Here is a 13,435-nt window from a genome sequence, read left to right as displayed (position 1 = left end):
ACGTAGCCGTAGGACCGGCTTCAGCCGGGAAGAGGCCGGTGTGAACGCCCTGAGTTTTGCGGTGTAACGCCTGACGCATTCCCGGCTAAAGCCGGTCCTACAGTAGGTGTCGACGCCGGTCTCCCACTGCTTACACGCGGTCAGTCAGTGGGACCGGCATCACACGCAGATCACTGCCAGCCAAACTTGCGTACGTAGAACCCCTTCACCGCCTGGGTCAGCGCCACGTAGGCGATCAGGATCAGCGGCAGGATGGCGAAGTACAGCGGTGGCAGCGCTTGCAGTTTGAAGTAGTGCGCCAGCGGGCCCATCGGCAGGAAGATGCCCACGGCCATGATGACACCGGTCATCACCATCAACGGCATCGCCGCACGGCTTTGCAGGAACGGGATTTTCGGTGTGCGGATCATGTGCACGATCAACGTTTGCGTCAGCAGGCCCACGACAAACCAGCCCGACTGAAACAGGGTCTGATGCTCAGGCGTGTTGGCGCCGAACACGTACCACATGACCGCGAACGTGGTGATGTCGAAGATCGAGCTGATCGGCCCGAAAAACAGCATGAAGCGTCCTACATCCGCAGGCTGCCAGCGCTGGGGTTTTTTCAGCAGTTCCTCATCGACGTTATCGAACGGGATGGCGATCTGGGAAATGTCGTACAGCAGGTTCTGCACCAGCAGGTGCATCGGCAGCATCGGTAGAAACGGGATGAACGCACTGGCAACCAGCACCGAGAACACGTTGCCGAAGTTGGAACTGGCCGTCATTTTGATGTACTTGAGCATGTTGGCGAAGGTCCGGCGCCCTTCCAGCACGCCCTCCTCCAGCACCATCAGGCTCTTCTCCAGCAGAATGATGTCGGCCGCTTCCTTGGCGATGTCCACCGCGGTGTCCACGGAAATACCGATGTCGGCCGTGCGCAGCGCCGGCGCGTCGTTGATGCCGTCACCCATGAAACCCACCACGTGCCCGTTGGCCTTGAGCAGCCGCACGATGCGCTCCTTGTGGGAAGGCGTCAGCTTGGCGAACACGTTGGTGGTCTCGACCGCGACCGCCAGTTCGGCATCGCTCATCCGCTCGATATCACCCCCCATCAGCAGGCCCTGACGCTCCAGCCCGACTTCGCGGCAGATCTTCGCGGTGACGCGTTCGTTGTCGCCGGTCAGCACTTTCACCGCCACGCCATGCTCGGCCAACGCTTTAAGCGCCGGCGCCGTGCTTTCCTTCGGCGGATCGAGAAACGCCACATAACCGATCAGGGTCAGGTCGCTCTCGTCAGCCAGGCCGTAGGTGTCGCGGCCTGCCTCCATAGGACGCGCCGCCACCGCCACCACACGCAGACCTTCTTCGTTGAACGCGGCGGTGACGCTTAGAATGCGCTCGAGCAGCTCAGGCGTCAGCGCTTCTTCGGCATCGCCATGACGCACGCGGTTGCACACGCTGAGCACTTCTTCCAGCGCGCCTTTGCAGATCAGCAGATGCGGCTCGTGCTGCTGTTGCACCACCACCGACATGCGCCGGCGATTGAAGTCGAACGGGACCTCATCGACCTTGCTGAACGCGGTGCCGACTTGCAGCTCGCGGTGAATCTCGACGTGCTCCAGCACCGCGACGTCCAGCAGGTTTTTTAGGCCGGTCTGGTAGTAACTGTTGAGGTAGGCCATTTCCAGAACGTCGTCGGACTCATCGCCCCATACGTCGACATGGCGTGCGAGAAAAATCTTGTCCTGGGTCAGCGTGCCGGTCTTGTCGGTGCACAGCACGTCCATGGCGCCGAAGTTCTGGATGGCGTCGAGACGTTTGACGATGACTTTTTTGCGCGACAGAAACACCGCGCCCTTGGCCAGCGTCGAAGTGACGATCATCGGCAGCATTTCCGGGGTCAGGCCGACCGCGATGGACAGCGCGAAAAGCAACGCTTCCATCCAGTCGCCCTTGGTGAAGCCATTGATGAACAACACCAGCGGCGCCATCACGAACATGAAGCGGATCAGCAGCCAGCTGACTTTATTGACCCCGGCCTGAAACGAGGTCGGCGCACGATCGGTGGCGCTGACCCGTTGCGCCAGCGCGCCGAAATAGGTGTGGTTGCCGGTGGCCAGGATGACACCCGTCGCCGCGCCGGACACCACGTTGGTGCCCATGAACAGAATGTTTTCCAGGTCCAGCGGGTTGCCCGTATCGACGCCCTGACGCCGCGCGAATTTCTCCACCGGCATGGATTCGCCAGTCATCGCGGCCTGGCTGACGAACAGGTCCTTGGCGCTGAGCACGCGGCAGTCCGCAGGGATCATGTCGCCGGCAGACAGCACGATGAGGTCGCCCGGTACCAGTTGCTTGATCGGCAACTCAATGCGTTTTTGCTTTGCGTTATCGGCAGCGTCGAACGAGCTGTCGGCGCGGCGCATGACGGTCGCGGTGTTGCTGACCATTGCCTTGAGCGCGTCGGCGGCCTGATTGGAACGCGCCTCCTGCCAGAAACGCAGCAGCGTGGAGAGCACGACCATGGAGAAAATCACCGTGGCGGCTTTCATGTCTTCGGTCAGCCACGAGATGAACGCCAGCAGGGTCAGCAGCAGGTTGAACGGATTTCGATAGCAGTGCCACAAATGCACCCACCATGGCAGCGGCTGTTCGTGCTCGACTTCGTTGAGGCCGTGTTGCTCGCGCAGTTCGTGCGCTTCGGTTTCGGTGAGACCGTCGGCGTGGCTGCTCAGGCGTGCGAGCAATTCAGGCACATCGCTGCTGGCGCCGCGGGTCAGGGTTTGCGCGAGGGTGGGCGGCACTTCGCGGCTGACGGTGGCGTCGGTCACGCTGTCGAGCGTCGCCAGCCGACGGAAGTGCCGGCCGAGTTTGCGGGTGCGGACGAAGTCTACGAGGAATTCTTTCAGGAGGGTGTACTTCATGGTTGTGTCCCCTGGACTGAAGGCTGCTGGAGCTGAAAGCACAGGAACCTTGAGCGGGTACGGCACGCCTCAGGCGCCGCGCTCGTTCATGAGCAGGCACCGCAGGCTGGCCCGCGCAGCAAAAGCCACACGCGTCCGATGCGCAGACGAACGACAGACGCGTCGGTCATCACGCAGGATTGGGCGTCAGGGAAAGGACAGGGAAGCGGGCTCTGAGCAGAGTCCGCGGGCCACTGCCGCTTCTCACGTTATCGGCGAGATAGCGGCAGTGAAAAGACTGCGCGTTATCGTGCCGAGGATTGGCCGGTCGTTATCACCGGCTGACGTCTGTCACTCGAACAAGTACCCACTGTGGGTCTCCGCATTGGTTGAAAACGGGCGAAGCATACGCCCGGGTTGTATGGGAGTAAATCGCCAGCATGGAGGGTGTGGGGGTTAATACGGATGTCTTCAGGGAAGGTTCAGGAAAGGCGGCAACGGTGCGGTATGTGGCGGCATTTGTGGGAGTGAGCTTGCTCACGAAGACGGCATTTCAGGCGCTAAAGATGTGGCGGATGTCCCGGCCTTTTCGCGAGCAAGCTCGCTGCCACAATGAGTGTCTGCAGTGCTGTGATGTTCGGCCACAGCAGACCGTATGAAATCGAACTGCTAAACTGCCGCGCCTCATTCCTGCCCCAAGGCCGAGCATGTCCTCGTTGAATCAGGCGCTCAGCGTCGCCCTCGATAATCGTCAATCCCTGCTGGCGGAACTGCACGCCCAAGGCACCGATTGTTATCGCCTGTTCCACGGCAGTCAGGAAGGCGCGAGCGGGCTGACCGTCGACCGCTACGGCCCGCAACTGCTGGTGCAGAGTTTCCACAACAGCCTGGATCTCGACTCGCTGCTGGCGCTGCAGGCCGCCGTCAATGGGCGGCTGGGCCTGGAACTGATGCTGGTTTATAACGACCGCTCCCAGGGCAACTCGCGGGTCGACCGGACAGACCCGATCTATAAAGCCGACGACGCGGCGCTGGCCGATCTGGTCGGCCATGAATGGGGCCTGAATTACCGGGTGCGCGGTCGTCATGCCGGGCAGGATCCACTGCTGTTTCTCGACCTGCGCAACGCCCGCGGCTGGGTCAAGCAACATGCCGCCGGCAAGAGCGTGCTCAATCTGTTCGCCTACACCTGTGGCGTCGGCCTGAGCGCAGCGGCGGGTGGCGCGCGCGAGGTGTGCAACCTGGATTTCGCCGAGGGCAATCTGGCCGTCGGGCGCGAGAACGGCCTGCTCAATCCGCAGCTGCCGGCCATGCAGTTCGTCCAGTCCGATTACTTCCCGGCCATTCGCCAACTGGCCGGACTGCCCATCGCTTCCCGTCGTGGCCACAAGCTGCCGAGTTACGTGCGCCTTGAGCAACGCCAATATGATCTGGTCTTGCTGGATCCGCCGGCCTGGGCCAAGAGCGCGTTCGGCACCGTCGATCTGCTGCGTGATTACCAGAGCCTGCTCAAACCCGCGCTGCTGACCACCGCCGAAGATGGCGTGCTGATCTGCTGCAACAACCTGGCGAAGGTCAGCCTGGACGATTGGCGCGAGCAGGTGCTGCGTTGCGCCAGCAAAATCGGCCGGCCCGTGCGCGACTGCCAGGTGCTGACCCCGGGCGCCGACTTTCCGTCACAGGACCAACAGCCCCCGCTCAAGACATTGATCTTGCAGCTGTGATGCGTGATCGGGTCTAAGGAAATTTCCCACAAGGATTGAAGCGACCGGATTCGGAACCAGATTGGCGTGCCATACTCCAAGGACCTCCCATCGAGAGAGTCGGCGACCTACATGCCCAAAGGATTGAAACGCGCCATCGGCGCCCTGCTGGCCGTCTTCGCCATTTACAGCGTGCTGGGGTTTCTGATCCTGCCCGGCGTGGCATTGCGAATCATCAATCAACAGCTGGCGAATTACGCCACGGTGCCGGCCAGGCTGGACCGTCTCGAACTCAATCCCTACAGCCTGGAAGTCACTCTCTGGGGCCTGAACATCGGGGCGCCGGGCAAGGAGCAAATCGGTTTCGCGCGGCTTTACGCCAACCTGCAAATCGACAGCCTGTGGACAAAGGCCCTGCACCTCAAGGCCGTCGAGCTCGATAAACCCAAGACCGAGTTGCTGTTCGCCAAAGACGGCACGCTCAATCTGGCCGGGCTGTTCAAGCTGCCGGCCAGCGAACCTGCTAAACCTGACGAACCCCCGAGCAAACCGTTTCCGCTGCGCATCGGCGAGATCAAGCTGGCCGACGGTTATGTGCATTTCCAGGACATGCGCCCCAGCGAGCCCATCGAGTTTCTCTACGACGCGCTGAATTTCGAGCTGAAAAACCTCAGCACCCTGCCGGAAGACAACGCCGACATGACCCTGGTCGCCGCGGGGCCTAACGGCGGTCAAATCGATTGGGTCGGGCGTATCAGCCTTGTGCCCCTCTCGTCCGAAGGCACGCTAAAAGTCACCGACGGCAAGATGGAAGTCTGGTGGCCCTACGTGCGCGACGCGCTGCCGCTGGTCCTCAAAGACGGCGTCCTCAATTTCAACACCCATTACACACTCAGTCTGGCGAAGGAAACCGAGCTGCTGCTGGACAAGACATCCCTGAGTGTTGCGCCCTTCGCCATCGATGCCCCGGACGGCAGACCGCTGGCGCGTCTGAAAAAACTGAGCATCAGCGACACGTCAATCGATCTGGCCAAGCAGTTGGTGTCCGTCGGCAAGATTCGCAGCGAAGGCCTGGAAACCTGGGCGACACGGGAGTCGGACGGCGAGCTGGACTGGCAGAAGCTGTTCGCCAGCCAGCCGTCCAAAGCACAAGCCAAGAAAGTCGAGGCTGAAAAACAGCAGCCCGCGACCGCGACCGGCGCAGAAACCACGGCCAGCGCAAAAACGGCGGCGCCAAGCAAACCCTGGCAGGTGTTGCTGCGGGATACGCAGCTGCGCGACTACCGGATTCATCTCGCCGACAAGGTCCCGAAAGAGCCTGTGGCGATTGATGTCGGCCCGCTGAACCTGGACCTGACCGGCTTCGACAGCCTCAACAAGTCACCCTTCAAGCTCAAGCTCGACACCGGTGTGGGCAAGCAAGGCAAGCTGACCGCCGAGGGCGAGGTGAATCTTGCGCCGGTTCGCGCCAATCTGAATGTCACTACGCGCGACATCGACCTGCGAGTGGCGCAGTCCTACGTCACGCCGTTCATTCGCCTGGAAGTGCGCAGCGGCATGCTCAACAGCGATCTGGCCGTGGACCTGAAAAGCACCGAGCCGTTGGCGCTTGGCATCACCGGCAAGGCGCAGGTCGACCAGTTGCACACCCTCGACACGCTCAAGTCGCGGGACTTCGTGAAGTGGCAGCGGCTGAATGTAGACGGGCTGAATTTCCAGCTGGGCGATAGCCTGACCATCGCTTCGATTAATGTCGACCAGCCGTATGCGCGCTTCGTGATCGCTGACGATCGCTCGACCAACATTGACGACCTGCTGATTCCGCAGCCTGCAGACAAGGCGCCTGCCGCGCCGAAAGCCAAAGCCGCCAGCAGCGAAAAGCCGATGGGCATTCGCATTGGCGAGGTCAACATCACCAACGGCTCGGCCAACTTCGCCGACTTCAGCCTGACACCGAACTTCGCCACGGCCGTTCAGCAACTCAACGGCAAGATCGGCACGCTGGATAACCGCCAGGACAAACCCGCGACGGTGAACATCAACGGTAAGGTTGATCGCTATGCACCGGTAACCATCAAGGGTGCGCTGAACCCGTTCAACCCGATGGCGAGTCTGGACATCGCGACCAGCTTCAAACGCGTGGAGCTGACTACGTTGACGCCCTACTCCGGCAAATTCGCCGGTTATCGCATTCGCAAGGGGCGTCTGAATCTGGATCTCCACTACCTGATTACCAAGGGCCAGCTCAAGGCTGAGAACAAGGTGGTGGTCGAGCAGTTGCAATTGGGTGAGAAGGTGGACAGCCCGGACGCGGTGAATCTGCCGCTGAAACTGGCGATTGCCCTGCTCAAGGATACCGATGGCAAGATTTCCATCGAGTTGCCGGTAACGGGCGATCTCAACAATCCGCAGTTCAGCGTGATGCCGATCGTCTGGCAGACCCTGCGCAATCTGGTGGTGAAGGCAGCGGCGGCGCCGTTCAAATTCATCGGTGGATTGATCAGCGGCGGTGGCGGATCGGAGGACCTGGGCACGGTGTCCTTCGCGCCGGGGGCTGAGGAGCTGAGCCCTGAGGCGATGGCTTCGCTGGACAAGCTGGCGGCAGCCTTGAAAGCCCGGCCAGCGTTGCGTCTTGAGATTGAAGGCACCAGCGCTGAAGCCAGCGACGGCCCGTTGATTGCCCAGCAACGACTGGAGCGTGAATACCAGAGCACGTACTACAAGATTCTCCAGCGCCGAGGCGACAAGGTGCCTGCGCAGCCGAGTGATCTGACGGTACCTGCGGATGAGAAGGCGCCGATGCTTGACGGTATTTATCGCACGCGCCTGAAACAGCAGCCGCCGGCCGAGTGGGTGAATCTGGGCAAGGAAGAGCGTCAGAACAAGCTGCGCGAGGCGGTGCTCAAATCCTGGAGTTCGAGCGCGCTGCTGTTGCGTCAGCTCGGCCAGGCGCGGGCCGGAAGCATCAAGGACTACCTGGTCGACAAGGGCCAACTGGCAGACGAGCGTGTGTATTTCATCGACACCACCCTTGGCAAGCCAGAAAAAGACGGCCGCGTCATCAGCCCCCTGCACCTCGACAGCGAGTAATGATTTTGAAGAATGCGATAACGAGGATGGCGGTGATTCTCGGTATGACGGCGCTGCTTGGCATTGCCCAGGCAGACACATTGCGCTGTGGCAGCCAACTGATCAGCGTCGGCGACCGGATGTTTGAAGTGCAGCAGAAATGCGGTCAGCCGGTCAGCCAGGACATCATCGGCTATAAGGAAACCGTCAATCACTACCGCCAGGTGGATCAGGTGCAAGTCCAGGAATGGATCTACGGCCCAAGCAACGGGATGTACCAGTATTTGCGGTTCGAAGGCGGGCGATTGGTGAGGATCGATAGCAAACGCGGAAGGTGATGGTTGCGGAAGATTTATTGTAGGACCGGTTTTAGCCGGGAAGAGGCCCGCGTGAACACCCTACATCTGCGGTGTCACGCTTGACGCATTCCCGGCTGAAGCCGGTCCTACAACGAGCGGGGCCAGTCCCACAGCCGTCAACGATCTACCATCAACGCTCGTGCAATGCCTCGGCGCGGGCTTTGAGGACGGGTTTGAGCATGTAGCTCAGGATGGTTTTCTTGCCGGTGATGATGTCCACCGAGGCGACCATGCCGGGGATGATCAGCAGCGGGTGCTCATCGGTGCCGAGGTGGCTGCGGTCGGTGCGCAGTTTGATCACGTAGAAGGTGTTCTTCTTCTCTTCGTCCTGAATGGTGTCAGCACCGATCTGTTCCAGCTTGCCTTTCAGCCCGCCATAAATCGTGTAGTCATACGCGGTGAACTTGATCATCGCCTCCTGCCCCGGGTGCAGGAAGGCAATGTCTTGCGGACGAATGCGCGCTTCTACCAACAGCGTGTCATCCAGCGGCACAACTTCGGCGATGTCGCTGCCCGGCTGAATAACACCGCCAACAGTGTTGACCAGCATCTGCTTGACCACGCCGCGCACCGGCGATGTCACCATTGTGCGGTTCACGCGGTCTTCAAGGCCCTTGGCCGTCGACTGCGCTTTGGAAAGGTTGGTGCGCGCTTCATTCAGTTGCGTCAGCGCGTCGCTGCGGAATTTGCCACGGGTTTCATCGATCTTGCGCTGCACTTCGGCAATCGCCGCCTGTGCGCGAGGGATCGCCAGCGTGGTGCCGTCCAGCTGACCACGGGTTTCCACCTCGGAGCGTTTCAGCCGGAGGATGTCCACCGGCGACACCGCGCCCTGAGACACCAACGGCTCGGACATGCCGATCTCCTGGCGCAACAGGGCCAGGCTGCTGCGGTACTGCTCCTGCTTGGAAGCAAATTCGCGCAATTCCTGCTGGCGTTGAATCAGTTGCTGCTGCAAACCACCGACCTCATCGACCAACTGCTGACGGCGGCTCTTGTACAGCGATTCTTCATTGGACGCCTGATTCGGCACCAACTTGCGCGCTTCGGCGCTGATGTTCAGTGGCCGATCGTCAACCTCGGCGCTCAGGCGCTCGACGCGCAACTGCATCGCCAGACGATCAGCTTCAGTCTCACCCACGTTGGACGCAAAGCGCGTGTCGTCGAGACGAATCAGCGGGGCGCCGGCGTCGACAATCTGGCCGTCGTGGGCATAGATCTGCGCGACGATGCCGCCTTCCAGGTTCTGGATTTTCTGGATCTTGGTCGACGGAATGGCCTTGCCCTCGCCCTTCGTCACTTCATCGATCACGGCGTAGTTAGCCCACACCAGCAAGAAAACGAAGAACAGGATCACGGCCCAGATGGTCAGCCGCACGATGCGCGGGGCGTCGTCGACCAGTGCCTTTTTGACTTCCGGCAGCGCCTGGCCTTCGAGCGAAGGCGAGCCTTTGAAATAGCCGAAGATGCCGCCACCGGAGTTTTGACCTGACTTAAGCAACACTGATCTGCCCCTTCTTCAACGCTTCCATAACGGCGGCTTTCGGGCCGTCGGCCACGATCTGGCCGCGGTCGATGACCACCAGGCGATCAACCAGGCTGAGCAACGAAGCTCGGTGTGTCACAAGAATCACGGTCTTTTTCTCGATAACGCCATGCAGGCGCTGCTTCAAACGTTCTTCGCCGGTGTTGTCCATGGCGCTGGTGGGTTCGTCGAGCAACAGGATTGGCGGATCGAGCAACAAGGCCCGCGCCAACGCAACGTTCTGCCGTTGACCACCGGACAGGTTCTGCCCGCGCTCGCCCACCTGCAACTCATAGCCCTGGGGATGCAGGCTGGCGAATTCATGCACGCCGGCCAGCTCAGCGGCCTGCAGCACCATCTCGTCGTCCACGTAACGCGCGCCGGAAATCAGATTGTCCCGCAGCGTGCCTGATAACAGTTGAATGTCCTGGGCCACGTAGCCGATGTTGTGGCGCACTTCGCTGACGTCGATCTGACGAATGTCGACGCCATCCACCAGCAGCGAGCCTTCGTCTGGCTGATACAGACCCACCAGCAGTTTGGCCAGGGAGCTTTTCCCCGAACCGCTGCGGCCGATGATGCCGACCTTCTCGCCCGGGCGGATCACCAGATTGATGTTGCGCAGGGCCAGGTTCTGTTGATTCGGGTACGTGAACTCCAGATTGCGGAATTCCATGGCGCCCTGCAGGACCTGACGGCTGAGCGGACGCTCGTCGAAGTTGCGTTCCTGGGGCAGCTCCATCATCTGATCGACCGAGACCATGGTGACTTTCGCTTGCTGATAACGGGTCAGCAGGCCGGACAGTTGCGCCAAGGGGCCTAAAGCACGACCGCTGAGCATGTAGCACGCCACCAGGCCGCCCATGCTGAGAACGCCGTCCATGATCATGTAAACGCCGAAACAGATCATCGCCACGCCCGCCAGTTGCTGGATCAGCAGGGTGATGTTCATGGCGAGACCGGAAAGCACTTTGACGCGCAGTTCCAGACGGCTGAGCGTACCGATGGTGTGTTCCCACTGGTATTGACGCTCGCTTTCGGCGTTGTTGACCTTCACCGCATCGAGGCCGGCAAGGGTTTCGATCAGGCTCGACTGACGCTCGGCCCCCAGCGCCATGGTGCGTTCAAGGGTGGAGGTCAGCGGCTTTTGCAGGAAGTGGCCGATGCCCAGCGCCAGCGGGAAGGCAATGATCGGAATCCACACCAGATGCCCGCCCAGCAGCGCGATCACCAACAGGATGATCAGCGTGAACGGCAGGTCAATGAGGCTGGTCAGGGTCAGCGACGTGAGGAAGTCACGCATGCCCTGAAACTCATGGATGTTCTGGGCGTAGCTGCCGACCCGCGCCGGGCGAAACTTCATCGCCATGCCGACGATACGTTCGAACAGCGTGGCGGAAATGATCAGGTCGGTTTTCTTGCCGGCCAGGTCCAGGCACAGACTGCGCAGGCCCTTGAGCAAAAGATCAAACAGGAACGCGCCACAGATGCCGGTCGCCAGCACCCACAATGTTGCGGTGGCCTGGTTGGGCACGACACGGTCGTAGACGTTCATGACAAAAAGAGGGGTAGCCAGCGCGATCAGGTTGATCACGAAGCTGGCAGCGATCGCGTCGACGTAAAGCCAGCGAGACAGCTTGAGGGTGTCCTTGAACCAGGAACGAGCGCGCGGGATGAGCGAGCCCTGGGTGACGTCAAATTTATGTTGCGGCTGTGCGAAAAACACCCGACCGCTGTAATCCTGCGCCAGCGCTTCGGTTTGGATCAGCACTTCGCCGCCGTTGCTTTCACTGATCAGCAGGCGGGCAGACTCGCCCTCCCAACCGAGCAGAACGGCAGAGCGCCCTTCCTTCAGCAGCAGCAAGGCGGGCAATGCGATCTCGGGAATCTGGGTGAGTTTGCGTTGCAGCAAACGCCCCTGCAAACCTGCCCGGGCTGCGGCGCGAGGCAGCAAATCCGGGCTCAAGCGTTGGTCGGGCAATGGCAGACCGGTGGTCAGCATGGCCCGGCTCGCCGGTTTGTGATGCAGGGCACAGAGTGTCAGCAGCCCGTCGAGTAACGGATCGTCGTGCTGGCTGCGTGGATCATGACCTAATTGAGCCGAAGGTAATTCCAAGTCCACGCTGACACTCTCTTTCTTAACAGTTAAAAGAAGCTGACCCCGTCAAGAATCAGTTCATGCCCGGCAGCTGAACGGTCGGTTTGACATCGTTCTGCACAACCGATGCCATCGGCGCGACGACGCCCTGGCTTTTCAGCAGCGTGCCCATGTCCGCCTTGATGCGGTATTGGGTGTACATCTGCAGGTTTTTCAGCTGCATCAGACGCTGTTGCGCGGTGAACAACTCGTTCTCGCTGTCGAGAAGGTCGAGCAGGGTACGCTCTCCCAAACTGAATTGCTGCTGGTACGAGGTACGCACGCTGTTGGCACGCTCGACGTACTGCTGAGCGATCGGCAGCTGGGCGTTGGCGTTGTTGTAGGCGTTCCAGGCCAGGCCCAGTTCTTCGTTCAACTGACGCAGCGCGTTGTTGCGGATATCCAGAGCCTGGCTCGACAGGTACGACTTCGACTGCAGGTCAGCCTTGTTGCTGCCACCGGCGTACAGGTTGAAGCGCATGCGCACCATGGCTTCCCAGCCATTGTTGTGGCCTTCGTCGCCGCCAATGTTGTTATCGGCATTGCGGCCCAGTTCTGCATCGAAACGCGGGTAGTAATTGGACTGCGCCGAGGTGTACTGCTTTTCAGCGGCCACGATGTCGGATTCGGCCGAGCGCAGCACCGGGCTGTTCTCCAGCATCTGGCGACGGGCTTCGTTCAGATCGGCAGGCATCATCGCGAACGGCGACGGCGCTTCAAGTTGGTCAGCTTCCAGACCAACGGCACTCAAGTAATTGGTTTGGGCGTCGGCCAGATTGGTTTGTTCGGTGATCAGGTTGTTGCGGGCTTGTGCCAGACGGGCATCGGCCTGGTCCATATCGGCCATACGACCCACGCCGCGGGAAGTGCGCAGTTTGATTTGGTCGTAAATACGTTCGTGACTCTTCAGGTTCTCTTCGGCCAGCCGAACCATTTCACGTTGAGTCAAAACATCCAGATAGACCTGCGCAACTGTCAACGCCGTACGTTCGGTTGTATTTAACAGCGAGTATGCCCGGGAATTGGCGGTGGCTTGTTGACGCGCAACTTCGTTACTTGTTGCGTAGCCGTCAAACAGCATTTGCTGAAGACGGATTTGCGCTTCGCCGCGGTCCAGCGTCTGGTAGTCGTGACGACCGGTCGAGGCACGGGTGCTTGGCGTATCGGAACCGGCCCGGCCGTAGCCCGCCGTGACATCGACACGCGGCAGGTAGCCGCCTCGTGCAGCGCGCAGCGCATAGTCCTGGGCGATACGGGCATTAATGCCGGCCTGCACCTCGGGATGCTCGTCCATGGCTTTCTGCATGGCGGACTGTAGCGTCTGGGCCTGAACGAAACCGGCACAAAGGATAAGGGGTACAGCAGTGAAGAGGTGCTTACGCATTTTGGTGGTTTCCCGAGAACGTACTTGTTCAAAATGCAGCAATACACACTGCCGCATCGTAAAAATGGCCATTGAAGTGATCGTTTCGAGAGTGTTCTGAAGGGCGCTTGCGATCACACTGCAGAAATACGCGATCTCATCAAATATCAATGTGACATTACGGAAGCGATTGTTTAGGATGTCGCCGAATAGGTCAATACTTTGGCAGAAAGTTAATTCCTGTGCCGACCTGCTGTTAATAAATTGGCGCCAGATTACGTGCAACTTAATTAGTTCCCTAAGTTGTTATCTGGCGCCGGAACAAATGCGAATCTTTACGTATTCCAGTAATGAAGCGGCGTTAGTTAAGGCCGGTCGGCATGATGGATACCAA

At 60.2% G+C, this 13,435-nt stretch carries 7 protein-coding genes; 3 read left to right on the top strand and 4 right to left on the bottom strand.

Annotation, left to right across the window (positions count from 1 at the left end; translation table 11 throughout):
- Positions 1 to 170: 170 nt before the first annotated feature.
- The gene (gene mgtA, locus SLW75_RS22060) at positions 171 to 2,906 is read right to left on the bottom strand and encodes a magnesium-translocating P-type ATPase (RefSeq protein ID WP_410935435.1); all 2,736 of its coding nucleotides are present in this window, start codon (positions 2,904 to 2,906) and stop codon (positions 171 to 173) included.
- Between the two features lie 686 nt (positions 2,907 to 3,592).
- On the opposite strand from mgtA, the gene SLW75_RS22055 reads away from it, so the two are divergent.
- From SLW75_RS22055 to SLW75_RS22045, 3 genes are all read left to right on the top strand, one after another.
- Positions 3,593 to 4,609, top strand: a complete 1,017-nt coding sequence (locus SLW75_RS22055) for a class I SAM-dependent rRNA methyltransferase (protein WP_410935434.1) — start codon at positions 3,593 to 3,595, stop codon at positions 4,607 to 4,609.
- Between the two features lie 111 nt (positions 4,610 to 4,720).
- Complete coding sequence (locus tag SLW75_RS22050; protein WP_410935433.1) at positions 4,721 to 7,678, top strand: DUF748 domain-containing protein; 2,958 nt, start codon at positions 4,721 to 4,723, stop codon at positions 7,676 to 7,678.
- A gap of 26 nt (positions 7,679 to 7,704) precedes the next feature.
- Positions 7,705 to 7,995, top strand: coding sequence for a DUF2845 domain-containing protein (locus SLW75_RS22045; RefSeq protein WP_244160338.1), 291 nt, complete (start codon positions 7,705 to 7,707; stop codon positions 7,993 to 7,995).
- Between the two features lie 151 nt (positions 7,996 to 8,146).
- Here SLW75_RS22045 and SLW75_RS22040 read toward each other — a convergent pair whose 3' ends face one another.
- From SLW75_RS22040 to SLW75_RS22030, 3 genes are read right to left on the bottom strand one after another with little or no spacing between them, the layout of a single operon-like run.
- Positions 8,147 to 9,520 (bottom strand): HlyD family type I secretion periplasmic adaptor subunit, encoded by a 1,374-nt coding sequence (locus SLW75_RS22040; protein ID WP_192133626.1) that lies wholly within the window; start codon positions 9,518 to 9,520, stop codon positions 8,147 to 8,149.
- Positions 9,510 to 11,663, bottom strand: a complete 2,154-nt coding sequence (locus SLW75_RS22035) for a type I secretion system permease/ATPase (protein WP_410935432.1) — start codon at positions 11,661 to 11,663, stop codon at positions 9,510 to 9,512. The genes SLW75_RS22040 and SLW75_RS22035 overlap by 11 nt, the downstream gene beginning before the upstream one ends.
- Before the next feature lie 49 nt (positions 11,664 to 11,712).
- Positions 11,713 to 13,062, bottom strand: coding sequence for a TolC family outer membrane protein (locus SLW75_RS22030; RefSeq protein ID WP_192133622.1), 1,350 nt, complete (start codon positions 13,060 to 13,062; stop codon positions 11,713 to 11,715).
- Positions 13,063 to 13,435: the final 373 nt, after the last annotated feature.

Source organism: Pseudomonas sp. W5-01, from assembly GCF_046540435.1.
Classification (GTDB): Bacteria; Pseudomonadota; Gammaproteobacteria; order Pseudomonadales; family Pseudomonadaceae; genus Aquipseudomonas; species Aquipseudomonas graminis_B.
Note: the sequence above shows the minus strand (reverse complement) of the source record. Positions and strands in the feature narration are given on the sequence as shown.

Excerpts from the sequence above, each read along its gene's own strand:
- mgtA (WP_410935435.1), bottom strand. The coding sequence starts at position 2,906 with ATGAAGTACACCCTCCTGAAAGAATTCCTCGTAGACTTCGTCCGCACC.
- SLW75_RS22055 (WP_410935434.1), top strand. The coding sequence starts at position 3,593 with ATGTCCTCGTTGAATCAGGCGCTCAGCGTCGCCCTCGATAATCGTCAA.
- SLW75_RS22050 (WP_410935433.1), top strand. The coding sequence starts at position 4,721 with ATGCCCAAAGGATTGAAACGCGCCATCGGCGCCCTGCTGGCCGTCTTC.
- SLW75_RS22045 (WP_244160338.1), top strand. The coding sequence starts at position 7,705 with ATGGCGGTGATTCTCGGTATGACGGCGCTGCTTGGCATTGCCCAGGCA.
- SLW75_RS22030 (WP_192133622.1), bottom strand. The coding sequence starts at position 13,062 with ATGCGTAAGCACCTCTTCACTGCTGTACCCCTTATCCTTTGTGCCGGT.